The sequence below is a fragment of the Neiella marina genome (assembly GCF_002165625.1).
GTDB classification, from domain to species: domain Bacteria; phylum Pseudomonadota; class Gammaproteobacteria; order Enterobacterales; family Neiellaceae; genus Neiella; species Neiella marina.
In genome coordinates, this window is the sequence record NZ_NGNS01000001.1 from 106,147 (window position 1) to 132,612 (window position 26,466).

Sequence of the window (26,466 nt, forward strand, 5' to 3'; positions counted from 1 at the left end):
GTTTCAAGCGTCGAGGGCATATCTCACTCGAAGTCATTGGCAGCGTTAAAACTAGCAATGACTTGCTGCAAACGCTGACAATAGCCTTGTTGTGATGGCGGCGCAAAATCCCACGCCTTTGGTGGCGCCTTGTCATAACCCTGAATGACCGCAATGAGATTATCGAGAGTCGTGTTCAGCACCATGGCTTGCGCCGGATTGACGATAAAATTAGGAACACTGCCAGGGTCGTCAATGTAACCCAAATAACTTAACCGGCTGCGCTGCGCACCCAAACGCTGGGCAAACCAACATGTTTGCATTTGCCGAACTCGAAGATAACCTTGGCTCTGACCGCGCAATTGCGGCCTTGCCTCAGCTTGCAGCCAAATTCCGTCATGGTGATGCCAATGACGAGAATGGGTAACGAGATCGCGATTGCTCACCGGCCAAGGCGGCGAGTACTTGCTATAAACTAAAAACTGATTGCCACTGAACTGCTGCAGCACTTGTGCTTCAGTAGCATGATGGACCCACGACGGCACAGCCTCAGTGTCCAATAGCAATGCCAGCATTGCTTCTGCCGGCACGGCCAGTTCGAGTTGTGCGAAGTACTCTCGCTGCTCACTGGTGGCTAGCGGGCGGCTAGCAAATAATGCGTCTGACCGCTGCCAGTGAACGCGCCAAGGCTGATCAATTAATTCAGCTTGATTGGCCGCAATCGCTGCCGGTTTCAATGCCATCATCAGCAGCACCAAAACCAGCGCCACCGGGAGTTTCCAATTCAATGCAATCTCCTTGCTGAAGTAACACTTGGGCAGCATATGGCAGTAGCTCAATATCGCCATTCGCTCGTATCACGCGATTGATACCGGCCAACGCATCGCCGCCTCCCGCGACTCCTGGCGGTCCTGCGGTGCGGTGGTTGCTCAAGATCGATACGTCCATTGGTTGCATGAAACGCAATCGCCTAACAACCCCATTGCCGCCCCGAAAGCGCCCCACACCACCACTGCCTTGGCGAACTTGAAATTTTTCCAGCACCACAGGAAAGCGATGCTCAAGCACTTCTACGTCGGTAAGCCGCGAGTTAGTCATGTGGCAATGAATGGCATCAGTACCGGCGCCATGAAGGCCCGCCCCGGTGCCACCACAAATTGTCTCGTAATATTGATGATCGGCATCGCCGAAAATCAAATTATTCATCGTTCCTTGGCCTGCCGCCATCACCCCCATGGCGGCGAATAATGCGTTGACCACACACTGCGACGTTTCAACATTGCCAGCAACCACTGCCGCTGGCGCCTGAGGTGACAAAATCGAACACTCCGGAATGATGATTTCGAGTGGCTTCAGGCAGCCTGCATTCAATGGAATATCATCATCCACTAAGCACCGGAATACATAAAGAATAGCAGCCATGGTGACGGCTTTGGGCGCATTGAAGTTGTCATTGGACTGGCCCGAGGTGCCGGTAAAATCGATGGTTGCTGTTTGACCATCGCTAGCCACTCGAATCGCCACCTGAATCTGGCAGCCATTGTCCATAGGGTAACAGTAGTCACCGTCTGTCAGTTTGCTGATCGCGCGACGCACGCAACTCTCAGCATAATCCTGAACATGCTGCATATAGGCTTCAACCGTCGCTTGGCCGAAATAACCCAGCACCTTGCCCAATTCACTCACCCCTTTCTGATTGGCCGCCAGCTGAGCTTTTAAGTCAGCTATATTTTGCCCCACGTTGCGCGCAGGATAACGACCAGAATTGAGCAGCGAGACGAGCTCTTGATGCTGGAACTGACCCTGTTTAACGAGCTCAAAGCATTCAAAGCAAATGCCTTCATGCTCCAGATTAGCTGAGTGAGCAGGCATAGAGCCCGGAGTAATGCCACCGATATCAGCATGATGGCCGCGACTGGCAACGACAAACAACAGTTGACCATCATCATCAAAGACGGGTGTGACAACCGTTAAATCAGGTAGGTGGGTGCCACCATGATAGGGGCTGTTGACTAGGTAGCTTGACCCTTGTTGCAGTTCTAAACGCTTTAGTACGGCTTGCACCGTTTCTCCCATCGAACCAAGGTGAACCGGCATATGCGGCGCATTCGCCACCAGCTGCCCCTGATGATCAAACACTGCACAACTAAAATCGAGGCGCTCTTTAATGTTTACCGACGAGGCCGTCTGTTGCAACACATGTCCCATATGGGTAGCGATATGCATGAACAAATTATTGAACACCTCGAGCATGACAGGATCAACTTGTTCACCGACTTGTTGTTGGCTAGTCCTAGGCAGGTATCGAGTTAATATGACATTGTTAAGCGCATCAATGGTCGCCCGCCAGCCTGGTTCAACGACTATAGTTGTGGTGGTGTCGAGAATAATCGCCGGACCATCGAGTTGATGGCCAACATTCAGTTGTTGGCGCCGCCAAAATGGAGTGCGATGCCAGTCATTCTCAAAGAACACTGGCCGCTCAGCGATAGCCTCAGGCAACACCGATTGCGTCGTTGTGGCATCAACTGTGGCCATGCTAGCTTGGTTAGCGATCACCTCAACCGTGACACTGGCAATGACCAACGGCGTATCTGCCAAACAAAAACCAAACAATTGTTGATGGGCTTCGGTAAATGCCTGCTGCATCTTATCGGCTGTTCCCCAAACCACATTCAAAGTGGTATCTGCGCCCTGATAGCGCAATTCAAGCTGGCGCTTCACTTGCAATTCCGTCGGCTCGATTAATTGTTCAGTAACCGTTATCGATGCACGCTGCGCCAGCTGCTCCAAGCATTGTTGGGCAGCGGCTAGACCACTGTGATTAAAATCTTGTTCGAGTGACTGACTGAGTAGCTCTCGAATGCTCGCCAATCCCATACCGTAAGCCGAAAGCACGCCCGACAGTGGATGGATCAATATCGTGTCAATACCAAGCTCATCCGCCACTAGGCAGGCATGCTGTGGACCGGCACCACCAAAGCAAGACATGACAAAATCACTCACCGGATAACCGCGCTGAACCGAAATGGTCTTGATCGCATTCGCCATATGGTTGACAGCAATTTGTAGAAAACCACTGGCAATCTCAGCACTGCTCTTGGCAACTCCGGCTTGCGATAGCTGTTGCTGCAGCGCTGCGAAGGCTGAGGTGACTGCCTGCCCATCCAGCGACTCATTGCCCTCATCACCAAACACGGAAGGGAAAAAATCAGGCTGCAATTTACCAAGCAAAATGTTGATATCGGTGACTGCCAGCGGGCCATTCTTGCGATAACCAACAGGGCCAGGATCGGCGCCTGCGGAATCAGGGCCAACGCGCATTCGCTGACCATCAAAAAGCAATGTTGAGCCGCCTCCGGCTGCAACTGTATGGATATTCATCATCGGCGCACGGATTCGAACTCCTGCCACTTCAGTTTCAAAGCGACGTTCATACTCACCATGAAACAACGACACATCGGTGCTGGTGCCGCCCATGTCAAAGCCGATAATACGCTCGAATCCGGCTTGACGTGCCGTTTCAACCATACTGACCACACCACCTGCGGGACCAGACAAAATGGCGTCTTTTCCGGCAAACTGTTCTGCGTCAGTGAGGCCACCATGGCTTTGCATAAACTGCAAACGAGCTCCCTGCAAGCCTTGTCGCACCCGCTCAACATAACGACTTAATACTGGTGATAAATAGGCATCAACGACACAGGTATCGGCGCGGCCAACCAACTTAATCAAGGCACTGGCTTGATGACTCAGAGAAATCTGTTCAAAACCGATTTGTTTGGCGATTTGCCCAGCTAACAATTCATGCTGCGGGTATTTATAACTATGAATAAATGCAATGGCACAAGCCCGAATACCTTGGTCATACACCTGCTGCAACTGAGTTCTCAAAGAGTCAACACAAAGCGGTGTGAGCACATCGCCGTTATCAGCTAGACGCTCATCGGCTTCAACGACCAGTTGATAAAGGCCATCCGGTTTCTTGACCGCCCGTTCGAACAGGTTGGCTCGGTGTTGATAACCAATCGCCAGCGCATCGGCGAAACCTTTAGTAATAACCAACGCCAACGCATCGCCCTTTCGTTCCAATAGTGCGTTGGTGGCAACAGTGGTGCCCATCTTAACGACATCGACATGGTCATCGAGTTGGCCATGCTGCTTGAGAATATGCTGAACACCATGGGTCACAGCGTCTTGATAGCGCTCAGGATGTTCGGATAACAGTTTATGAACATGCAGTTGCCCATCTGGGGATTGGCCCACTAGGTCGGTAAATGTGCCACCGCGATCAATCCAAAACTGCCAATTTGCCATCTGTTCGTCCCTATTTCCCTGTCTCAAGTGCAGGTTGACAATGGTGGCAGGAACAGGACGGAGAAAAAAGAGCCAATAGCGATGTCCGAGCAGCTAATTAGCTGCTCGGTTCATGAATACGCAATGATTTGTCTAGAGCGGACGAAAAGCGTTGAGGAATTTTTTCAGATCGCCAAACGGCATAGGCTTAGCAAACAAGTAGCCCTGACCACAGTGGCATCCCATATCCGTCAGTTTTTGCTGTTGATCCTGAGTTTCAATCCCCTCAGCAACGACGGTGAGATTTAGGCGTTCAGCCAAACCGATGACCATATCAATAATCGACGCCACTTCTTCCTTATCAATATCCATCACAAAGGCGCGATCGATCTTGATCGTATTCAAAGGTAATTGTTTGATGTAGCTCAGACTGGAGTACCCGGTACCAAAGTCATCGATGGCAACTTTCACGCCCAGCGTGCGAACTTGTTCCAACAATCCGATCACAACAGTTGGATCTTCCATCACCACACTTTCAGTGATCTCCAACTCGAGGTTTTCAGGACTGATCTGATGCTGAGCCAATGTACCTGTGACTTGCTCGAGGAAATTGTCTTGACGGAACTGTTGCATTGAAATGTTGACCGCGACTCGGACGGCAATATCGAGCTGAGTCAATTCACTCAAATCAGAACAAGCTTGCTGCATCACCCACTGACCAATTTCGGTGATCATGCCGGAATATTCTGCCAATGGGATAAACACCGCTGGCGAGATAAAGCTATCGCCATCGCGCCAGCGTAACAGCGCCTCAACGCCAAGCGTACGACCGGAGCTTAGATCAATTTGAGGTTGATACCAGACCTCTAACTGCTGCTGAGTCACAGCCTGGCGGAGTTTACGAATGATGTCCAAGCGCTCTTGGGTACGAACTTCGTAATCTGATTCAAAGTAATTATAGCGAGCAGCAGAGCTACGCTTAGCCTGACTCAAAGCGATGCTACATTGATGCAACACGGTCAAGCCATCATTATGCATTTCAGACAGGCGGCATAGCCCGACTCGAGTCCGCAGCGGTAACTGATGAGCTCGGACCGCCAATGGCTGCTCGAACACAGCCATCAAGTTATCTGGCGTAACCAATTGGCTAGGGCCAACGATGCCGAATACATCGGCATTCAAGCGGGCACACTTGACGCTTTGATTATCAAAATGGCCAATCAACGCCTGAGCAATAGCCTTAAGGGTATCGTCACCAAAGTCCTGACCGAGACTGTCATTGATATCAGCAAAGTGGCTGATATCCAGCAATGCTGCGGTAGTGTTGAAATCTCGCGCCGCAACAATACTGTCAAGCGAACCGATAAAGCTGGCGCGATTGGGTAGCTGGGTGACGTCATCAACAAACGCAGTCACTTGCAATTTACGCATCAGCGCCAAATTAACAAACGCGACCCGCACGTGAGCAAGATACGACTCAATTACTTGTTGATCGATTCGTCGTAATCGCGTTGGGGTTCGAATCACCACAACCGCTGGTAAGTCACTGCAGTTGACGTTCATCACCAAGGCATTGCGTTTGGCAACCGTTCGTTCAGCCAGCATGACCTCATTCACCAGCGGCTCTAACTCATCAGCTAGGGGCAACTGTTGAAACTCGCCGACACCAGCGACGAGCTGCGGCGCACTGCCTTGACAAAAAAAGGCACCATCGATATCGGCTCCAACCAAGTCGTGCAGTTGGCCTAACACACAATGGGCAAATTCAGTCAGAACGTCGGAATCAGCATCAGTTCGCGCCCGTCGGACGGTTAACTCCAAACCGCTCAAACTGGTGTTGAGCATGTTGATTTGGCGGTACGAGCGAATGGCTGTGGTCACCAACGTCAATAACCGACGTTGAGTCAACTCTGTTTTAGTGGCGTAGTCATTAATGTCGTAGTCTTGAATGACCTGATGCTCTGGCGCATAGCCTGGTTGGCCTGTGCGCAAAATGATCCGCGGCGCGTTCATTGAAAGGTGTTCGCGAATGTAAGCGACTAGCTCAAGGCCGGCGTTGTCGGTTTCCATCACTACATCGAGTAAGATAACCGCAAAGTCATTGTGTTCGCGTAGCAGCTGTCGTGCTTCCTTAGCACTGTAGGCGTGTTCAAATTCCAGCGTGCGCTCAAGCACCAGCTCGCTGCCTAAGGCTAGGCGAGTGACTTTATGAACTTCTTCATCGTCGTCAATGACCAGTACTCGCCAGCTGGCTCGGTCAACGGTCGAGGAAGCTTGCTGTTCCGGTTCATCTGCAAAGACAAATGGAGCATCATCAGAGCTTACTGCCATTCCCTACTCTTTCCTTTCTTGCGCTAAATACGAGCGAATGAAACTAACTATACGTCAGATTATTCTAGTTGCATCTTATACAACACAATTTTGCGAGTTAGCTCGTTGGATTCACCACAAATAAAAAAGCCGCTTACTCCTGTCCCTGGCCCTGATGCGATGGAGTAAGCGGCAACAAAAACGAAACCCAGCGAGTACCAGAGTTTCTGATTGTCTATGAGCAAAACAGATGCCAACCCGCCACCCCGAGCCATATTTTGTCGTTCAAAGTCGCTAGGAAACACATGAAATAAAAATTTAACAAGCTAAAACAGCAAGTTAATAAAACCCAACAAAAAAAGGGGTTGAGTAATTCAATCAACCAAGAGCAATCGAGAAGGTTACTGCCAGAAGGTATACAGAGCTGTAGTTTGGTGCGGTTTACGGTGATTTTTGGTGCGCAACCAAACAGTTGCACACCAAATTGGGGAGTGTTTGCAATATTTGTTAGCGCTAGGACTATTCAATATCGAGTGGTTCGGACGATAAAATAACGCCAGTGTTGTCAGCATAGACATGATCTTCTGGCAAGAAGGTGACACCGCCAAAATTAACCGCTAAATCCTGCTCACCAGCGCCTTCGCTATCCGCTCCTACCGGAATGGAAGTCAGTGCTTGAATGCCTAGCTCCAACTCTGCCAGTGCATCGACATCGCGCACACAGCCATAGCAAATAATGCCTTCCCAATCATTTTCCAACGCTGTTTCTGCAATATTGACATCGATCAGTGCCCGACGTAGCGAACCACCGCCATCAACCAGCAACACCTTGCCGAGACCAGATTGCTGCACTAGCTCCTGAATCAGGCCGTTGTCTTCAAAACATTTGACGGTAATGATTTGTCCTCCAAAAGAAGACAAGCCGCCAAAGTTGGTAAACATGGGTTCAACCACATCAACCAAATCACCATAGGTATCGCACAGTTCAGAAGTATTGTATTCCATCGCATTATTCACTCGGCAGAGGCCAGTTGCGGTTCAGTATAAACCAGCATTTCAAGGAAACCCATTGATTCGATCAAACTCAGTTCTGTTCAGCTAAGTGATTGGCGTGGCAGAGAGAAATCCCTGCGAAGCTAGTTCTGGGGTAAGGGCCTCGTCAACCAATTCACTGGAGCCGACGCAGCAAGCTGCGACTTTGCTTGCGATCTGCAAGCAAACCAATGGCTCGAAGCCTTGATGATAGGCAAACAAGTAGCCTGAAAAAAAAGCATCGCCGGCACCATTGCAATCGGTCACGTCGACGTTAGCTTGCGCCGCCACTTGATACCACTGACCATCACCTGTTAGGGCGACCGCGCCATCTTTCCCCTGCGTGCACACCACGAGTTGTTTACCCTTAGCGATTAGCGCTTCCATTAATGGTTTTGGGTCAGGTAGTTTGTCATTGCTGAGAAAAACAAAATCAGCGGCATCGACAAAATCTTGGTGATATGGGTTGCAGCCATCATAGTCGTGCAAATCACACCAAATCGGTTTATCCAGTTGTTTGGCAAAAGGAATCAATCGCCGACAATAGTTGATGATATTGATGACGACGTAATCGGCATGCAACATAGCCTTCGCTAAATGATCCGGATCGATACCCGGCCGCTCGCTGGCGGCATGAGTATAGATACTCATACGGCGGCCATCTCGGTCCATGATATTGGTATGCCGCTCAGTACCTTTAGGGTCGATATCGGTAAGCAATTGCACCGATGTTCGACGAAACCGCTGCTGAATTTTGTCGCCCCAATCATCCTGTCCCAGCACGACATGGAGCAACACGTTAAAACCTAAGCGTTCAAGGTTTAGTGCTTTGCCGGCACCAGTACCACCCACTACTTCATGATAATGACGGGCAAAAAGCGACCCTGGCTCTGGCACCGGTAGTTCATCTAAATCAATAATGGCGTCCCAAGATGCGCCACCAGCTACGAATACGCTACATTTCTTATCCATAACAACTTGCTCAAGTACTACATGTATTTCTAATCACCTAGATTAGCTGGCAAAACTGCTTCGCGGTATTGATCCTGAGTACGACCCTCCCCCAAAAGCCCATTTATTGGGTTCTACGAGCAGCAGCATTGCTCATCACAGCCCATAAAAAACCATGACAAATGAATATATATCAATCACTTAAAAACCAACACCGAATCATCAAATAGCCCCCCAGCAAAATTGATTAAAATGTCTACAATGTGTCACCGAACTGTCACATTAGCTGTCTAGGCTTTACTGCGAGATAGAACAGACAGGTTTAGACGCCATGTTGCTGAACACCATTCAGCGTGCCGATCACGCTTTGTATGCGTCAATTACTGACCGTAAAAACGCCCGTCATATAGCGGCTGTCGCTCGCTGGGTTTCGAAGACTGGTGATGGCCATTTGTATGTCGCATTGGGAGTGATTGCGTTGATTTTCGACAGCAGTCATGGTGCCAACTTTTTTACCGCCGTGCTGACAGCCTTCGCTTTCGAATTGCCACTTTATTTCCTCATTAAAAACGTATTTAAGCGCAACCGCCCTTGCGAAGTGATGCGCTCATTACCGGCATTTGTTAAGCCATCAGATAAGTTTAGTTTGCCGTCCGGTCACACTGCTGCTGCATTTGTGATGGCAGCAATCGGCAGCCATTATTATCCTGACTTTACTGTCTGGATGTTTGCTTGGGCAGGTTTGGTCGGCGCCTCTCGGGTTTTGCTCCGAGTTCACTTCCCTACCGATATTATTTGTGGTTTGGCCCTTGGCGCTTGCGCGGCCTCCTGCAGCCTAGTGATTTGGGCCTAACCCCTCTCTCGAAGTAGTCAATGGAAATCATCAATTAATGCGTATTTTGTATGGCGTTCAAGCCACTGGTAATGGCCATATCACGCGTGCTCGAGCGATGGCGCAGGCACTCAACGACACAGATATCGAAGTCGATTTTTTGTTCACTGGTAGACCCGCCGATCAGTTATTCAACATGGAGCTATTCGGACAGTACAAGGCGTTGCCAGGCCTCAGTTTCGCCACTTCCGGTGGCCGTGTGGATCTGATAAAAACCCTGCAGCAAGCCCGAATCAGACAATTGTTCAGTGACATTAACAAGCTCGATGTTAGCCAGTATGATTTGGTGCTGAATGACTTTGAACCCGTCTCAGCATGGGCTGCAAAACGAGCCAACAAACGCTGCATTGGCCTATCACACCAGTCTGCATTTAGCTTCGACATACCGAAAACAGGGCAGGATCTGGGGTCAAAACTAGTGATGCGTTACTTTGCCCCATCATCCGAGCAACTGGGTGTACATTGGCATCATTTCGGCCAGCCAATCTTGCCACCGATCATTGATGTCGGCATGACCCAAACCAACGCCACTGATAACAAAGTCGTTGTCTACTTGCCCTTTGAAGAACTCAGCATCATCAAACAAATGCTGCAACCATTCAGCAATTACCGCTTCTATATCTATCATCCACAAGCAACAAATGCTGAAGAAGGCCACCTGTCGCTGCGCGCCCTTAGTCGCGTAACCTTTGAGCACGATTTGCTCGAAGCGGAGGGTGTGATTGCCAACGGAGGATTTGAACTACCAAGTGAAGCACTATTCCTTGGTAAAAAAATTTTGGTTAAGCCCTTGGTTCGGCAGTTTGAACAAGAGAGCAATGTATTAACGCTGGAGCAACTCGGGCTAGCGAGCAGCATGGCGGATCTAGATAGCAGCAAAGTGAGTCAATGGTTAGATGCACCTTCAGCGCAACCAATCAATTACCCAGATGTTGCTGGCCGATTAAGCCAATGGCTTGCCGAAGGTGCGCAGCAGTCGCTGATCGAACTGAGTCATGAGTTGTGGCAACAAGTGCGATTTCCCAGCTACGCAACTCTTCCTGCGCCCTCAGTCTGAGTGGGCGCTTACCATTATTTGTCACCACATCACGGTTTTACTGTTCCGTCGCAGTAACTGCCCAGTCAAGCTTTCAGCTTTATCGCTGATTGGACTACTTTTAGTTCAAGGACCGACAACTGCTTGAGTTCACTAATACTTCTCTGAAGCATTAGCACTATAGATTTGTTGCTTAAAGCCGATAAGCAATAAAGAGCCGCTGTGCCACCGGTAGTTGCTCGATTATTTGATCTGGCCATTTGCCAGTATCAGTTTTTGACGGAGTAATTTTAGTTATGACCATTCGAAACCGCCTGTTGATCCAGCTCGTGGTTGGTGCGGCATTAATGACCATGTTGTTAGTCGTCGCGATTGTCGTCGACCGCTCATCGCAACAATACAGCCGCCTGTCAGCCTCAGTGTTGAAAGATATGTTTGAGATTGAATCAATGGCTTACAACGTCAGTCAGTTCGAGCGAGTCAAAGATTTGCAATACATTGAATCATTCAACAGTAATCGCGATCGAGTCGAAAAAACGCTAACAAAACTGAGTGACGACGTCACGTCAGATGCAATCAGGCAGCAACTGCAAGTGACACAACAAGCGGTGTCTGACTACGTCAACATAGTCAATCAGCTCGTTGAACTGCGACAACAAATTGGCTTGACGCCAAAAACCGGCCTTTACGGCGCATTGCGATCAGCGGTCCATGAAGTTGAAACCTTGCTCTATGCACAGAATAGTTATCAACTTATCGCCCAAATGCTGCAGCTTCGTCGTGCCGAAAAAGACTTCATGCTGCGCTACGACATTAAGTACTTGGGCAAGTTTAATAAAGGCGTAGAGACACTCAATGCATCGATTGGCGACAGTGGTTTACCGAGTTCGACACAGGATCAACTGCGCAATTTACTGACCACCTACAGCCAGCGCTTTACCACCTTAGTTGAAGCCGAAGAGCGTATTGGCTTGACGCCAAATGCCGCACTAAGAGGACAACTACAACAAACGCAGTCAGAGGCGCTGACAAAAATCGCTGAACTGAACGAGCTTATTGCTGACACCAGTGCTGAAGTTCGTAGCCAATACCTAACCTTTGCCGCTGTTGTCGTCATTCTGTTAACAATCGCATTGACCGCACTAGCGCTATGGACGTCACGTTCGATTACCTCAAAAGTGAATGCTTTGCAGCGCTACATGCAGGAAGTCATTAGTAGCAAAGATTTGACCTTGCGGGCTGATGCAAATGGCAAAGATGAACTCGCAATGATCAGCGCAGGAATCAACCAGTTACTCGCAATGTTCCAAGAGCTTGCCGAACAAGTGTCAAAATCCAGCGCAATTTTGGACGATGCCGTTGGTCGTTTATCGACTCAGGCATCGAGTACTCATGATGGCGCTATCCGGCAACTGGAAGAAACCGAGCATGTCGCTACAGCAACGACTCAAATGGGCCAAACCCAAGGCGAGATTGCTCGCAATACCGAATCGGCAGTGACCCATGTCGATTCGACCTATGCAGAGGCCGAGCGCGGTACCACTGAAGTGGATAACAGCATCAGCCACATCAGTGCGTTGTCTGAAAAGCTCAATCAAACAACCGCCCAAGTACAAGAACTGGCGGAGCAAGGCAACACCATTGGCTCCATGCTTGACGTCATTCGAGGCATTGCCGAACAAACCAATTTACTGGCATTAAATGCTGCAATTGAAGCCGCTCGTGCTGGTGAGTTGGGTCGCGGCTTCTCTGTTGTTGCCGATGAGGTTCGCAGCCTCGCCAATCGCACTCAGGAGTCTACCGAGGAGATCGCTGCAATCATTAAAAATCTCCAGGATAGCACCGGCACCATTGCGGAAATGATGGGAGAGTGCAAGCAATCGGGCGAGGTCAGTGCCGAGCTGGCCAGTGGAGTTGGTGATGCACTGCATTCAATTTTGCAATCAATGTCAGGCATCGTCGATATGAACACTCAGATAGCCACAGCGACAGAGCAACAAAGCTTGGTATCAGCAGAAGTAACAAGAAATATTCAGCGTATTCGTGATATTGCCGAAAGCACCAGTACCGAATCAGAACAAAGTGTCGCAGTCGCCCAAGAAGTCAACGAACAGTCAGAAAACCTGCGTCAACAAGTCAGTCAATTTAAGGTCAACTAGCTGTTGTCACCGTCAAAGCTAACTTGAATGGGGATCTGCAGCGCTTGCTTGGTTGCGCAGCGCTGCCGATACTCAGCCCACAAGGCGTCCTTGTCGCGACAGAGTCGATGCAGCCAGTCCCATGAGTAAATTCCAGAGTCATGGCCGTCATCGAAGATCAGTCGGACCGCATAATGACCAACGGCTTGAGCATCAAGGATTTGCACCGCTGATTTGCCCTCGACCAAAATCGGATTACCGTGCTGTTGCACCTCTGCAGACGGCGAGTGGACTCGAAGAAATTCCGCTTCCAGAGATGCCGTCAAACCATCGCTAAAGGTCAGAGCCAGTATCTGGCTCTGACGGTGCAGTTTGATGACGGTAGCGCGGATTTGACTCATTGTCTGACCAGCAGATTACAGAATGAAGCGGCTTAGATCTTCGTCTTCGATTAGCTCGTCGAGATAGCGATTGACGTATTCAGCATCAATCACAATCGTTTCGCCATTGTGATCAGAAGCCTTATAGGAAATCTCTTCCATCAGTCGCTCCATCACCGTATGCAGTCGACGAGCACCGATGTTTTCTGTGCGCTCATTGACTTGCCACGCAGCCTCGGCAATTCGTTGAATACCAGATTGCTCAAACTGGATGGTCACACCTTCGGTCGCCATCAGAGCCTGATACTGCTCTGTTAGTGAGGCATTTGGTTCCGTCAAGATTCGAACAAAATCGTCAGTACTCAAAGCCGACAGTTCGACTCGAATAGGCAAACGACCTTGTAGCTCGGGAATCAAGTCTGATGGTTTAGCCATTTGGAATGCGCCCGAGGCAACAAATAGGATATGGTCAGTCTTCACCATGCCATGTTTGGTACTAATGGTGCTGCCCTCAACCAGAGGTAACAAGTCACGTTGCACGCCTTCACGGCTGACATCGGGGCCAGAAGCACTGTCGCTGCGTTTACAGATCTTGTCCACTTCATCGATAAATACGATGCCGTGCTGCTCAACAGCAGTGAGCGCTTTTTGCTTTAAATCTTCTTGATTAACCAGCTTTGCAGCTTCTTCTTCGGTCAGAGCTTTAAAAGCGTCTTTGACTTTCAGCTTCTTCATCTGGCTGTGGGTGCCAGACATATTCTGGAACAAGCCTTGCAGCTGGTTCGTCATCTCTTCCATGCCCGGTGGCGCCATGATTTCAACGCCCGCTTGCGGCTGCGCCACTTCGATTTCAATTTCTTTATCGTCTAAATCGCCTTCACGCAGTTTCTTGCGGAAGATTTGTCTCGTTGAAGAGGTATCTGGTTTGGCATCTTCGCCCCAGCCTTCTTTAGGCGGTGGCAGCAAAGCATCAAGAATTCGATCTTCCGCCGCTTCTTCGGCGCGGAATTTATTCTTGTCCATCTCCTGCTCTTTGACCATTTTGACAGCCATATCGGTCAAATCACGAATGATCGAATCCACTTCCTTGCCAACGTAGCCCACTTCAGTGAATTTGGTTGCTTCAACTTTGATGAAGGGAGCGTTGGCCAATTTCGCTAAACGGCGGGCAATTTCGGTTTTACCGACGCCCGTTGGTCCGATCATCAGAATGTTTTTTGGGGTCACTTCTTGACGCAGCGCCTCAGGCAACTGCATGCGGCGCCAACGGTTACGCAGTGCAATGGCAACGGCTCGTTTGGCGTCTTGCTGACCAATAATATGAGCGTCCAATTCATGGACGATTTCGCGGGGAGTCATCTCAGACATAACAGCATCCTAGTTAAACCAGCGCGCTGGAATTAGTAATCCAATTGCTCGATGGTTTGGAATTGGTTGGTGTAAACACAGATATCGCCAGCTATTTTCAGGCTTTTTTGGACAATCTCATCCGCCGCCAACTCAGTGTTTTCTAGTAACGCAGTCGCAGCGGCTTGGGCAAACGAGCCTCCAGAGCCGATGGCGATCAAATCATGCTCCGGTTGCACCACATCGCCATTGCCGGTAATGATTAATGACGCGGTATGGTCAGCAACTGCCAACAATGCCTCAAGCTTGCGCAGCATGCGGTCGGTACGCCAATCTTTGGCCAGCTCAACAGCGGCACGGGTTAGATGACCCTGGTGCATCTCAAGCTTGCTTTCAAAGCGCTCAAATAAAGTAAAAGCGTCGGCGGTACCGCCGGCAAAACCGGCCAGAACTTTGTCGTTGTAGAGGCGGCGCACCTTCTTGGCATTGCCTTTCATTACGGTATTGCCAAGTGACACTTGGCCATCACCACCAATAACAACTTTGCCATTGCGACGAACAGAAACAATCGTGGTCACAGGCGTTCTCCTAAATTATACGGTTAACTGCAAGATAGGGGCGCCTGAGGGATTTTCAAGGGATGATGGCCAGATCGACCATCACCAATACCAGATCTTACAACCTCGCACTGAAGCACGCTGCAACGCGTGGCGGTCTTTTTCTGCCAAACGTTTGGTCTTGTAGGGTCCCAATACTACCTTGTACCAGACGCCATTTGATCCTTCAGCGCGACGCACTTCTGAGCTCAAACCTTGGAACGCAATTTTGGCTTTTAGTTCTTCCGCCTGGTTTTGTAGACGGAACGAACCACATTGCATCAAGTAAGGTCGTGTTTGCTCCGGCGCTTCTGGCACATCCACTTCGACTTCTTTGGTTTCCAGCTCTTCGATGAAACTCCAGCGTTCTTCTGGTTTCTCAGGCAAAGCGTCGGCGGGCTTAGCGTTCTGCTGTTGCACTTCGGGCTCTTGCCCTTCCACCCGCTCGGCACTGCCCTTGATATGGCTTAAGCCATAACCGAAGGCAGCAATCAAACCAACAATGATGATGATTCGAACCCAGGGTAACTGAACATGGGAGCCATTGGCACGAGCTTGGGTAGCGCGTCCCTTGTTCTTACTATTGCTGCGAACCGGCTTCTTTGGAGCAGGCTTGCGCTTGGCATAATCTCTAGGCATAGAACAGCGACCAGTTAATCAGTAACAAACGTTGAGCAGGCGGTTACATCCGCTCCAACGTCGCAATACCGAGCAATCCCAAACCAAGCTTCAATACCTTTGCGGTAGCCCCGCAAAGCAACAATCGGCTGGCGCGGACATCATCCGCAACACCATCTTTGTTGACCGGGCAGGCTTCGTAGAAACTCATGAATTGTCCGGCTAGTTCGTACAAGTAAGTGCACATGAGGTGAGGCGAGGTTTTCGCTGCGACATTGTTCACCACATCACTAAACTGGGTCAGTTTCTGCGCCAATGCCTGTTCCGCTGCTTCTTGCAGTTGTGGCGAGCCGCTGAGCGTCGCGCCATCAACGCCAGCTTTGCGGAAAATAGATTGAATGCGAGTATATGCATACTGAAGATAAGGCGCAGTGTTGCCCTCAAACGACAGCATATTGTCCCAGTCGAAAATGTAATCTGTGGTGCGATTTTTCGATAAATCGGCATATTTCACTGCCGCCATGGCGACAGCGGTAGCGATTTCCCGACGCTCATCATCGGCCAAATCTTGATTCTTCTCAGCAATCAAGGCATTGGCTCGCTCTTCAGCCTCGTCCAGCAAATCGACCAACTTCACTGTGCCGCCTGAACGGGTCTTAAATGGCTTACCATCTTTGCCTAGCATCATGCCGAAGGCACAGTGCTCCAGTGATACTTGCTCTGGTACATAACCCGCTTTACGCGCAATAGTCCAGGCTTGCTGCAAGTGCATGGCTTGGCGCGAATCAATGAAGTACAGCACTCGATCGGCACCCAGTTGCGCGACGCGGTATTTGGCACAAGCGATATCCGTGGTGGTATATAGATAACCGCCATCTTTCTTGCGAATAATGACGCCCATAGCATCGCCATCTTTACCTTTGTATTCCTCTAGGAACACCACCATGGCGCCGGCATCTTCAACGGCTAGGCCCTGCGCGGCCAAATCCTCGACAATGGCAGGCAACATGTCGTTGTATAGGCTCTCACCCATGACGTCTTTATCGCTCAGCGAAACATTAAGACGATCGTAGTTGCGCTGGTTTTGCTCCATGGTGATATCCACCAGCTTGCGCCACATGCTTTGGCAATACTCATCACCGCCTTGCAATTTCACCACATAGTTGCGCGAACGCTCGGCAAAATCCTCGTCTTCATCGTAGTGCTTTTTAGCTTCGCGATAGAAAGCTTCCAAATCAGATAACTCCATATCTGAAGCTTGTTCATTTTGAACCTTTTCGAGGTAGGCGATGAGCATACCGAACTGAGTACCCCAGTCACCAATATGATTGGCTCGAACAACCTGATGACCCAGAAACTCTAAAGTCCGAGTCACTGCATCACCAATGACCGTGGAGCGAATATGGTGAACAGCCATTTCTTTGGCAACATTGGGTGCGGAATAATCAACCACAACGGTTTGTGGGCTAGCGGCTAATTGCACGCTGGCGTGGTCATCGGACAGTAATTGGCCGATTTGATCCGCCAGATGATCTGGATTGACAAAAAAGTTAATAAAGCCCGGACCAGCAATCTCGATGTTGCTAATGGCCGCGTGCTTGGGCATCAACTCAATTATTTGCTGCGCCAATTGGCGGGGATTTGACTTGGCAGGTTTCGCCAGCATCATCGCCAAGTTAGTGGCAAAATCACCATGACTCTTGTCTTTAGTGCGATCAATCTGCAGTCGAGGCTGCAAATCAGCAGGCAAGGTTCCTGCTTGTTTCATTTGCGAGACAGTTTCGAGCAACAGGGTTTCAATAATCGCTTTCATAATAACAATAAGTCCGGAGTGGTTAGTGATGCATCAGGGTGCAGGCGGCAAATTGTAAACTGCCGAGAGGGTACATTTCTACCTGCACAAGGATATTCCTCAACCGAGTTGATCTCAGACCTTGGCAGTTCGTAATAAAAGCCAGAGATATCGCAATCCCGATGGTGTTTACAAGGTCGAACCGAGCATGAAGCAAGAACAAGAATTCGCACTCTTTCCACTCACTGCCCACGTGTTACCGGGTGGCAAGCTGCCATTGCGAATTTTCGAGCCCAGATATGTCCGCATGGTACGGGATGCGGCAGCAGGCGGTCGTCCATTTTGCATGTGTATGCTCGACGTCAAGGCCAAACCACAAACGATGATGAATATGTACCCACTAGCCACCGAAGTGGCCATCATCGACTTTGATCAATTGCCTGATGGCATGCTTGGCATCACCGTCCAAGGGTTGCGCAAGCGCAGGTTAAGTCGCGTTTGGGTCGAACAAGACGGGCTAAAAGTTGGCGAAACTAGCGTAGTTCCCGAATGGCCAAAACAGGGGTTATCATTAACACAGCACAAAATTGTCGACCAGCTGCAGCGGCTTTATCAGGACAACGAAAGCTTGCAGGATTTGCAGTTGGATTTTCACGACAACGATGCCAGCTGGTTGTGTCAGCGCTGGCTCGAATTGCTGCCCATGGACCCAAATGACAAACAATTATTAATAGAACAACCCGATTGCACCGCCGCCCTTGCGTTTTTGGAGCAAGCAATCAGGACCACAGGAGAGTCATAGTGATCACCACCCCCGGAAAACTAGTTAAGTCAATTGCCCTACTCGCTGCAATCGCCAGCTTTGGCGTTACGGCGGCGTCATGCCCAGACACCTTAAAGTTTGTTAAACGCAAGTTAAACAGCTCTGAGACCGTCAATTTGTGTACCGAGTACAGCGGCAAACCATTGCTGATCGTCAACACAGCCAGTTACTGCGGCTTCACCCCCCAGTTTAAAGGGTTGGAAAAGCTGTACGCCGATTACAAAGACAAAGGGCTTGTGGTTTTAGGCTTCCCAAGCCATGACTTCAACCAAGAAGACAAAGACGAGGGTAAAACGGCCGAGCTTTGTGAGTTGACCTACGGGGTGAAATTCCCAATGTTTGAACCAATGCCAGTACGGGGTGACGATGCCGACCCGTTTTACCGCAAGCTGGCAGCCCAAGCAGGCGAAGCGCCGAAGTGGAACTTTCATAAATATGTTGTCAATCGTGAAGGCAAAGTCATTGCTTCATTTAGTGCGATGACCAAACCTGACAGCGACGACATGATTAAAGCCATTGAATCAGCCATGTAAGCTTGCAACACTCCGAAACCAAAAACTGCCGCTTTTATAGCGGCAGTTTTATTAGTGACAAAGAAATGACAGCGATGTCGTGGCACAACGGTTATTGCGCAATTTGACTTAGCTTTTTTGCCAACATCAAGCCAACTACGGTGATTTCGGAGTCATTCTTTGTTTAGATCACTTTATTCGCCATTTTTATTCAATTTGCGACAAGTTACATACTTTTAGCGACACATTTCGTAATTTTCCGTTTATTTTTTGATCGCCAATCCGAACCGGTGCGTAACCCCAGATGCGCCTAAATGAAAACAAGGATTAGCAACCATGAAAGCCACCAAATCACTCCTAGCAGTCGCCGTAACTTCCACCCTACTCGCCGCTTCCCTTACTGGTTGCGGGGGGAGCAGCAACAACTCAAGCAGCGTTAACACCGTTGACACTCCCGAGTATGCATATCTGCGCGTATTTCACGCAGCCCCAGATGCACCGGCAGTGAACGTATGGTTAAACGGCTCCCCAGCACTTGAGGGTGTTGACTATCAAGTCAGTTCTGGCGCCATTCAGGTCCCCGCTGGCAGCCACACTGTGCAAGTAGACGCCATTTTGGCCGACGGTTCACCACTGACTGTCATACCAGAAACACAATTAATGTTGGACGCAGACACTGAATACAATGTTGTTGCAACTGGTAAAGCAGGCTTAATCGGCACAGGCGATCCAATGGAGTTTGGGCCGCAAATTATTGCCCGCCCAGCGCTGATGCCCGATGGCGCTCGAATTCAAGTCATGCACGCGTCTCCTGATGCACCGATGGTTGACGTATTTATTACCGCGCCAGGAGACGATTTGAGCACTGCGATGCCGTTCGCAGATAATGTTAGCTTCCCTATGGCAACCGACGCAGTCGAAGTGCCAGCAGGCAGCTATCAAGTCCGTATCACGCTGCCAGACGACCCAACTGTAGTGGTGTTTGATTCCGGCACGGTTGACGTACCCGCTGGGTCTGACTGGTTTGTTGCAGCTGTGACCAACACCGACGCGGGTAGCTCACCGGTCAACTTGCTAGTAGATGCAGCCAGTGCTTCCTTGGTTGTGCGCGATGCAGCGATGGAAGCTGACATTCGTGTCGCTCACACTATCAGCGACGCACCAGCAGTCGATGTGTGGATAAACGGTTCGGCGCCAGCAATGGACAGCCCACTTTATAACGTGTCATTTAAGGACTTTACCGGCTACCTCATGGTACCTGCCGGTGACTATCGCTTTGATGTTGGAGTCAACGGCACTGACCCGGTGGTGGTTGTCGATGCTCTCGGTCTCGATGCCTCGCTGATGCCTGCGTATAAATACACAGCGCTGGCAATCGGTAACCTCGGCGATGGCATGGCCAACGATGAACTGTTCGTGGTCATGGACGAAAACACTCGTCGCGTTGCGACCGAAGCAAAACTGCGCGCCATCCACGCGTCTACGTTGGCGGGCGATGTCGACATTTATGTTAGTGCTGATGCAACGCCGTCAAGCGATGATGTGATTCTGGCAGGGGTACCCTTTAAGGGCGACAGTACCGTGTTGTCGGTGTCGCCGGGCACTGCTTACGTCATGGTAACACCAGCAGGCGACCCCGGCACCATTGCCATTGGCCCTGCTGAGTTACCACTGGAGGGTGGTACCTTGACAACTTTAGTCGCCATTGATGATCCAATGTCAGCGACAGGCGTATCAGTCATAAGTTTGGATGATTAATAGTTAGTAGCCGGGCCTCATAAAGGCCCGGCAATAACGACAGGAGTGACGATGTCGACAGCACAGAGCAGCGTTTGTGGTTATACTGCCAGCACTTCTCCTTTAGTGTCGGGCCAGATGAAACCCCAGCCAGAAGCAAAAGTAAAACCAGCCGAAAATGACGGCGAGCGTTGGAAAGCAGCGCTTTGTCAAATCGCTGAAAACAAATGCCGTAAGCACTACGCCGCATTGTTCAACCATTTCGCGCCAAGGTTGAAAATGTTTGCTATCCGCTTGTGCGACGGTAATGAGGCTCTAGCGCTGGAATTGGTTCAAGACACCATGATGACGGTTTGGCAGAAAGCGCATTTATACAATGCCGGTAAAGGCGCCGCTTCGACGTGGATCTACACCATCGCCCGTAACCTCCGATACGATCAATTACGAAAAGCCAGCAGCAAAGCCGATGTCATCAGTGCTGAAGATTTATGGCCGGTACTGGAGGCGGAAGCGGACGAAGGCAGAAGTCAACCTGACCACTTGGTGCTGCAACTGCAATTGGAAAAGTACTACGACGCTTTGTCCCCCGCTCAGATGGAAGTGATCCGCAAAGTGTATTTAGAAGACAAACCTCAGCAACAAGTCGCTGATGAATTGAACATCCCGTTAGGCACAGTGAAATCTCGTATTCGGTTAGCAGTGCAGAAGTTACAAGAAAAAATTGAGGCTAACGATCATGATTAAAAGCCACCCAAGTGAAGAATTATTGCGCGCTTTTGTAAGCGGAGAGCTGCCACCTGCATTAGCCTTGTGTGTCTCAGCACACGTCGATATGTGCCGCTTATGTCAGCGTGAAGTGAAGCAAATTGAGCAAGAGTTAGCAGCAAGCATAGAGCATCAAAACAATGATAGCGCTGACATTCAGGTATCAGACGATCTGACGGCAATGATGGCTGCCATTATAGACAGTGAGCCAGCGCCGGTTGAACAACCGAGTCTGGTCGCCGAGCGTCACAAGGCCAAACATATTCGCTGGCAGGACAACAAATTCTTACTGCCACGAGCGCTGCAACGTCAAATAGCAGAACAGCCAGAGTTGGTGACCGGTGATAGTTGGTTTCAGCTCGGCAAGTTGTGGCGAGGGCGCCTAGCAGAGCACCAACAGTGGCGCACCAGCTTTTATTACATTGAGCAGGGCGGCGAGATACCAGAACACACTCACAAAGGGCGCGAGATTACGCTGGTATTGTCCGGCAGCTTCGTCGATGGTGATGAGGTGTACCAAGAAGGTGATTTTATATACCGCGACGGCGCTCACACCCACAAGCCTGGTGCAAGCGTCAGTGAAGATTGCTTGTGTTTCACCGCGGTCGAAGCACCATTGCACTTCACATCGGGCGCGACCCGATTGCTCAACCCGATTGGCAAATTGCTGTACTAAGCCATTCAAACGGTGTCATGGGGATCAACATCCACATGCCACCGCACTACTTGGGCGAGTTTAGAGCTTTCTATCTCGCCCAAGCTTTCGGTTAATAATTTCTGAATTGGTGCTTTTTGTGGCGCAATCAGGACCAATTGCCATCGATATCGTCCTGCTTTGCGCACCATTGCACATGGCCCAGGAGGCATCACGATAACTTCATGTCGCTGGGCTGCTGTGTTTAACACCAGCTCGGCTGCAGCCAAAAACTCAGCGACCTTCGTCTCATCATTCGCCTCAGCACGAATAATTGCAATTGCCGCATAAGGTGGTAACTGCGCTTGCTTACGCTCCGCCAGCAACGCACTGGCCACCTGCTGATAACCCTCAGTCTGAAGTTGTTGCACCCAAGGGTGATCAGGGTAGTGGGTTTGCAGCAAGACCTGAGCTTGCTGACCTGCTCGTCCTGCTCTACCAGAAACCTGAGTTAACAACTGGCACATCCGCTCTCCAGCGCGAAAATCACTGCTAAACAACGCACCATCAACGTCGGCGATAACCACCAAAGTGACATCCACAAAATCATGCCCCTTGGCCAACATTTGGGTCCCAACCAAAATTCGATAGTGTCCGCGCTGGATGTCAGCAACCAAGTTTTCGAATGCATCTTTGCGTCGAGTTGAGTCACGGTCGATGCGAACCACGGGGTAATCAGGAAACTGCTCTTGCAATGCTTCTTCGAGCTGCTCAGTGCCTTGGCCGACCGGTACCAGTTGAGTGCTGCCACATGAATCACATTGATGCGGCACCGGTCGCTCAACTTGGCAATGATGACAAACCAAGCGACGAAACCCCTTATGCCAGGTAAACGGTCGGTTACAACGATGGCACTCAGCGAACCAACCACATTCATGGCACAACAATACCGGCGCAAAACCACGACGATTCAAAAATACCAGCACTTGGTTGTTAGCTTGTAAGTGCTGCTCCATGGCTTTGACAATGGGAGCAGACAACGGCCCTGTCATCACTTGCTGACGCATGTCGATGGCCGCTATCTTCGGCAATTGACCACCGGCAGCACGTTCACTCAGAGTCAGATGCTGATAGCGACCGGCCTCGACATTGGCCAATGATTCAAAACTCGGCGTAGCAGAGCCCAACAACAGCAGCACTTGCTCGTTTCTGGCGCGCATGACGGCTAGGTCGCGAGCCTGGTAACGGAAGCCATCTTGTTGCTTGTAACTGCCATCATGCTCTTCATCGACCACAATCAAGCCGAGGTTGGCCATAGGAGTGAAAATGGCTGAGCGAGTACCGAGCAACACTGGTAACTCGCCAGTGCGTGCCGCCTGCCAAGCGGCAAGTCGCTCGCTATCGTTCAAACCCGAATGTACCAGACCAATCCGAACGCCTAAATGATGGCGAAACCGGCTCAAGGTTTGAGGTGTTAAACCGATTTCAGGCACCAGTACCAAGACTTGTTTACCTTGTTCAATAACTTGCGACATGACATCGAGGTAAACCCTAGTTTTGCCGGAACCGGTAATGCCTTCAAGTAAGCTGACCGAAAACCCTTGCAAGCGCGAACACAACGCCGTAATTGCAATGCTTTGTTCACGGGTTGCAGGCGGCTGGTTTGATGGCTGTGACAAAGATTCATTCAAAGCACTCAGCGGAGCAGATTCAATCCATTGCTTTTTCGCCACTGCTTGAATGGTAGCGCCAGTGACGCCTTGAGCACTCAGCGTTGCTCTTTCCTGAGCTCCTGCCTTTAGCAACTCCAGCAACTGCCACTGTTTCGGTGCCCGCTTAGTCGATTGCGCATCTTGCGCCACCCCTGCATCCGTTAGCTGCCACACTTCAATATCGGCACTATTGGGCTGTTCGCCTTGACGCATTTTCTTCGGCAGGGCATGAGTGAGTACTTCGCCAATGGGATGCTGATAGTAGCGTCCAGCCCACTTCAACAAGTCCAGTAGAGATTGCGGCCAAATAGGCTGCTGATCGAGCACCTCATCAACCGCCTTGAGCTGCTCGACCGGCCAATCACTGTGATCACTTTCGCCAACGACCACGCCAACCATCATGCGACGGCCAAAGGGCACTCTGACCCGGCCACCAACAACCACTTGGCGCTGCGGATGAGGCAAATAGTCGAAGATCCGCCGCATCGGTACCGGTAAAGCGACATGAATAAAGCGAAGGTCTGACACGAACAAAATCACACAGTCAATAAGTAGCGCAAGCTTACCATGGTTAACACCAAGCAGTGGATACCGAGCAACTGCGACTATAATTGGTTAAAAAGTTAGCAATTGGGCTTGATCCGGCGCTATAACTGCTTTACCATTCGCGCCCCAAACAGAAGTAACTAAACCACGTGTGGTGTCTGACTCCGGGTTGGATAGCGACACGGCCTAATAATTGAGGTTTTCCATGCAACAAGGTATTCACCCTGAATACGCTGAAGTAACAGCAACTTGCTCTTGTGGTAACACAATCAAGACTCGCTCTACTTTGGGTAAAGATTTCCACATCGACGTATGTAGCTCTTGCCACCCGTTCTACACTGGTAAGCAGAAAGTTCTGGATTCTGGCGGACGCGTTGATCGCTTCAAGAAGCGTTTCGGCGCTTTGGGCAAGAAGTAAAACTCTTGCACCAGCAGAAAAAGGCGCCGGATGGCGCCTTTTTTGTTTGTCCGCCCCGTACTGAAATCCTCACCCACTGAACGTCGTCGGAACAAAACATCATGAGTCTATCGCGTGTTATTCTTTTTGCTGGTTTGGTGCTTTCCTGTCATGCCGTTGGTCAAATGCTCGACTGCCTACCGCAAGGCGCTGCTGAGCGAGTCATCATGGCGCAACTCCATGATGGCGACACCATCACCCTGAGCGATGGCCGCCGCATTCGCTTTACTGGTATCGACACCCCTGAGCTTGACCACAAGCAGCCATCACGCAACGAACCCTATGCCTTGCAAGCACGCAATCGTCTCGATCAGTTAATTGATAACAAACCTGTCAGCATGGTCGTCGATCGGCGTCCTCGGGATCGTCACGGCCGCACACTTGCTCACTTAGTCAATCATCAGGGCAAAAACATCAACCAGCAGCTGTTACTCGACGGCTACGCCAAGTTGATGGTCATTGGCGATAACGATCTTTGGCGCTGCTACAACATGGCCGAATGGATTGCTCGTCGCGATAAGCGAGGATTATGGCAACTTGCAGAAAATCAGCCATTAGCTGTTAGTCAAATCACCCGCCCTTCAAAGCGCTGGCGCGAATATCGTGGCACGGTGACAAGATTTCAGCGCAACCAAAATCACAGTTGGTGGCTACTTGATAACAAACTCTGGGTCGGCGGTGAAAATCAAGTCATCGAACAACTACTGATCCCAGCAAATCCCTCGGTAGAGGGCGAAGATTGGATCGTGAGAGGTGTGCTGTATGAGTCCTATGGCAAGTGGCGAATCAGAGTCAACCATAGTTCGCAAGTGATCCGCACCAGTGAAATGGAGCGCTGGGTTGATAAGGTCAAACCAACCTAATTAGCAGCGCCAGCGCTTTGCTCACAAGCCAAGCTCGCTAAGCGATGAATAGTTGTCAGGCCTTACCTCAGTGTCCCAAGTGAGCAATCGCTCGCTTTGGTCAATCGGTAAGTCATTAATGCTCGCGATGCGTCGTTGCATCAAGCCTTGTGAATTAAATTCCCAATTCTCGTTGCCGTAAGAGCGATACCAATTGCCTGAATCATCGTGCCATTCGTAAGCAAAACGAACTGCAATGCGATTGGCGGTGTATGCCCATAACTCCTTACACAAACGATAATTCAACTCTCGCTGCCATTTACGACTGAGAAATTGCTCTATCTGTGCTCGGCCTTTAATAAACTCCGAACGATTGCGCCACACCGAGTCAGGGCTATAGGCCATAGCCACGGCAGCAGGATTTTTGCGATTCCAAGCATCTTCTGCTTTGCGCACTTTAATGGCTGCAGATGCCGCATCGAAAGGCGGAAACGGCGGCCGAGATTCATCTGTCATTCAATCCTCCAGTTGGTTTGGCTGCCATCAGCAGCCAATACCATCACTTGTTCAGCTATCCTTGCGTCGAGCGCATTACCAGGATTTATACGGCAGGAACTTACCATTTAAAGTCAGCAGTACCCGATCGCCCTTAGGATCTTCAATCTTGTCCACTTCCATAGAAAAATCGATGGCACTCATGATGCCGTCACCAAACTTTTCCTGAATCACTTCCTTGAGTGTTTCGCCATATACGCCAACCACCTCATAAAGACGGTAAATCAACGGATCCGTTGGTACAGCTTGATCCCAAATTTTGGTTGGAAAAGCGATCAATGCGCTAGTGACCTCTTCTCCCAATCCTAGGTAACTGCTGATTGCTGCGGCTTTCTCAGCAGGAGCGCTATTCATGCCAAGGCACGCCGATGCCAGCCATACCGGCGACATATTCAAATCAACGCCCATCTTTTCCCAGCTTAGGTTCAATTGGGTTTTGGCGGCAACAATAGCATCTGTCATTTGCTCTTTATTCATCAGTAACTCCTTGTTGTTCAACAACATCAGGTAATAACA

At 50.1% G+C, this 26,466-nt stretch carries 23 protein-coding genes; 10 read left to right on the forward strand and 13 right to left on the reverse strand.

The features are described from left to right. Positions 1-23 precede the first annotated feature (23 nt). The 5 genes from CBE68_RS00480 to CBE68_RS00505 all read right to left on the reverse strand — a co-directional run bounded on the left by CBE68_RS00480 (position 24) and on the right by CBE68_RS00505 (position 8,589). Positions 24-767, reverse strand: a complete 744-nt coding sequence (locus CBE68_RS00480) for an START domain-containing protein (RefSeq protein WP_158100454.1) — start codon at positions 765-767, stop codon at positions 24-26. Then, positions 682-4,296: a hydantoinase B/oxoprolinase family protein gene (locus tag CBE68_RS00485; RefSeq protein ID WP_087504105.1), complete on the reverse strand. Its 3,615-nt coding sequence runs from the start codon at positions 4,294-4,296 to the stop codon at positions 682-684. Before CBE68_RS00485 ends, CBE68_RS00480 begins: the two co-directional genes overlap by 86 nt. 132 nt (positions 4,297-4,428) lie before the next feature. Beyond that, complete coding sequence (locus CBE68_RS00490) at positions 4,429-6,606, reverse strand: EAL domain-containing response regulator (protein ID WP_087504106.1); 2,178 nt, start codon at positions 6,604-6,606, stop codon at positions 4,429-4,431. Between the two features lie 498 nt (positions 6,607-7,104). Further along, positions 7,105-7,590, reverse strand: coding sequence for a ribonuclease E activity regulator RraA (gene rraA, locus CBE68_RS00500; protein ID WP_087504108.1), 486 nt, complete (start codon positions 7,588-7,590; stop codon positions 7,105-7,107). Between the two features lie 93 nt (positions 7,591-7,683). Next, positions 7,684-8,589, reverse strand: a complete 906-nt coding sequence (locus tag CBE68_RS00505; protein ID WP_087504109.1) for a carbohydrate kinase family protein — start codon at positions 8,587-8,589, stop codon at positions 7,684-7,686. Positions 8,590-8,899: 310 nt separating this feature from the next. On the opposite strand from CBE68_RS00505, the gene CBE68_RS00510 reads away from it, so the two are divergent. The 3 genes from CBE68_RS00510 to CBE68_RS00520 all read left to right on the forward strand — a co-directional run bounded on the left by CBE68_RS00510 (position 8,900) and on the right by CBE68_RS00520 (position 12,655). Next, the gene (locus CBE68_RS00510; RefSeq protein ID WP_087504110.1) at positions 8,900-9,421 is read left to right on the forward strand and encodes a phosphatase PAP2 family protein; all 522 of its coding nucleotides are present in this window, start codon (positions 8,900-8,902) and stop codon (positions 9,419-9,421) included. 37 nt (positions 9,422-9,458) lie between these two features. Beyond that, a complete protein-coding gene (locus CBE68_RS00515; protein WP_087504111.1) occupies positions 9,459-10,517 on the forward strand; it encodes an MJ1255/VC2487 family glycosyltransferase in 1,059 nt (352 codons plus the stop codon). Positions 10,518-10,792: 275 nt separating this feature from the next. Then, the gene (locus tag CBE68_RS00520) at positions 10,793-12,655 is read left to right on the forward strand and encodes a methyl-accepting chemotaxis protein (protein WP_087504112.1); all 1,863 of its coding nucleotides are present in this window, start codon (positions 10,793-10,795) and stop codon (positions 12,653-12,655) included. On the opposite strand, the gene CBE68_RS00525 is transcribed toward CBE68_RS00520, so the two are convergent. The 5 genes from CBE68_RS00525 to argS all read right to left on the reverse strand — a co-directional run bounded on the left by CBE68_RS00525 (position 12,652) and on the right by argS (position 17,388). Next, positions 12,652-13,035 (reverse strand): gamma-butyrobetaine hydroxylase-like domain-containing protein, encoded by a 384-nt coding sequence (locus tag CBE68_RS00525; protein ID WP_087504113.1) that lies wholly within the window; start codon positions 13,033-13,035, stop codon positions 12,652-12,654. The genes CBE68_RS00520 and CBE68_RS00525 overlap by 4 nt on opposite strands. 15 nt (positions 13,036-13,050) lie before the next feature. Beyond that, a complete protein-coding gene (gene hslU / locus CBE68_RS00530) occupies positions 13,051-14,382 on the reverse strand; it encodes an HslU--HslV peptidase ATPase subunit (RefSeq protein ID WP_087504114.1) in 1,332 nt (443 codons plus the stop codon). A gap of 32 nt (positions 14,383-14,414) precedes the next feature. Continuing rightward, complete coding sequence (hslV, locus tag CBE68_RS00535) at positions 14,415-14,939, reverse strand: ATP-dependent protease subunit HslV (RefSeq protein WP_087504115.1); 525 nt, start codon at positions 14,937-14,939, stop codon at positions 14,415-14,417. 81 nt (positions 14,940-15,020) lie between these two features. Next, positions 15,021-15,596 carry an SPOR domain-containing protein gene (locus CBE68_RS00540; RefSeq protein WP_087504116.1) on the reverse strand — a complete coding sequence of 192 codons (576 nt, stop codon included), beginning with the start codon at positions 15,594-15,596 and terminating at the stop codon, positions 15,021-15,023. A gap of 43 nt (positions 15,597-15,639) precedes the next feature. Continuing rightward, positions 15,640-17,388 carry an arginine--tRNA ligase gene (gene argS, locus CBE68_RS00545; protein WP_087504117.1) on the reverse strand — a complete coding sequence of 583 codons (1,749 nt, stop codon included), beginning with the start codon at positions 17,386-17,388 and terminating at the stop codon, positions 15,640-15,642. Positions 17,389-17,575: 187 nt separating this feature from the next. On the opposite strand from argS, the gene CBE68_RS00550 reads away from it, so the two are divergent. The 5 genes from CBE68_RS00550 (at position 17,576) to CBE68_RS00570 (ending at position 21,880) form a co-directional block, all read left to right on the forward strand. Beyond that, positions 17,576-18,169: an LON peptidase substrate-binding domain-containing protein gene (locus tag CBE68_RS00550; RefSeq protein ID WP_087504118.1), complete on the forward strand. Its 594-nt coding sequence runs from the start codon at positions 17,576-17,578 to the stop codon at positions 18,167-18,169. A 32-nt stretch (positions 18,170-18,201) separates the two neighbouring features. Next, complete coding sequence (locus tag CBE68_RS00555) at positions 18,202-18,723, forward strand: glutathione peroxidase (RefSeq protein ID WP_087504371.1); 522 nt, start codon at positions 18,202-18,204, stop codon at positions 18,721-18,723. A gap of 315 nt (positions 18,724-19,038) precedes the next feature. Next, the gene (locus CBE68_RS00560) at positions 19,039-20,460 is read left to right on the forward strand and encodes a DUF4397 domain-containing protein (RefSeq protein ID WP_087504119.1); all 1,422 of its coding nucleotides are present in this window, start codon (positions 19,039-19,041) and stop codon (positions 20,458-20,460) included. Between the two features lie 51 nt (positions 20,461-20,511). Further along, positions 20,512-21,183, forward strand: coding sequence for a sigma-70 family RNA polymerase sigma factor (locus CBE68_RS00565; RefSeq protein ID WP_229744588.1), 672 nt, complete (start codon positions 20,512-20,514; stop codon positions 21,181-21,183). Beyond that, complete coding sequence (locus tag CBE68_RS00570; protein WP_087504121.1) at positions 21,176-21,880, forward strand: ChrR family anti-sigma-E factor; 705 nt, start codon at positions 21,176-21,178, stop codon at positions 21,878-21,880. The genes CBE68_RS00565 and CBE68_RS00570 overlap by 8 nt, the downstream gene beginning before the upstream one ends. Before the next feature lie 5 nt (positions 21,881-21,885). On the opposite strand, the gene priA is transcribed toward CBE68_RS00570, so the two are convergent. Next, the gene (gene priA / locus CBE68_RS00575) at positions 21,886-24,078 is read right to left on the reverse strand and encodes a primosomal protein N' (RefSeq protein WP_229744589.1); all 2,193 of its coding nucleotides are present in this window, start codon (positions 24,076-24,078) and stop codon (positions 21,886-21,888) included. A gap of 223 nt (positions 24,079-24,301) precedes the next feature. Here priA and rpmE point away from each other — a divergent pair, with 223 nt between their 5' ends. Next, complete coding sequence (gene rpmE / locus CBE68_RS00580; protein ID WP_087504122.1) at positions 24,302-24,514, forward strand: 50S ribosomal protein L31; 213 nt, start codon at positions 24,302-24,304, stop codon at positions 24,512-24,514. Positions 24,515-24,615: 101 nt separating this feature from the next. Next, positions 24,616-25,416: a thermonuclease family protein gene (locus CBE68_RS00585; protein WP_087504123.1), complete on the forward strand. Its 801-nt coding sequence runs from the start codon at positions 24,616-24,618 to the stop codon at positions 25,414-25,416. A 21-nt stretch (positions 25,417-25,437) separates the two neighbouring features. Here the strand turns inward: CBE68_RS00585 and CBE68_RS00590 are convergent, their stop codons facing one another. Further along, complete coding sequence (locus CBE68_RS00590; RefSeq protein ID WP_087504124.1) at positions 25,438-25,911, reverse strand: nuclear transport factor 2 family protein; 474 nt, start codon at positions 25,909-25,911, stop codon at positions 25,438-25,440. A gap of 75 nt (positions 25,912-25,986) precedes the next feature. Then, a complete protein-coding gene (gene cynS / locus CBE68_RS00595; RefSeq protein WP_087504373.1) occupies positions 25,987-26,427 on the reverse strand; it encodes a cyanase in 441 nt (146 codons plus the stop codon). Positions 26,428-26,466 lie beyond the last annotated feature (39 nt).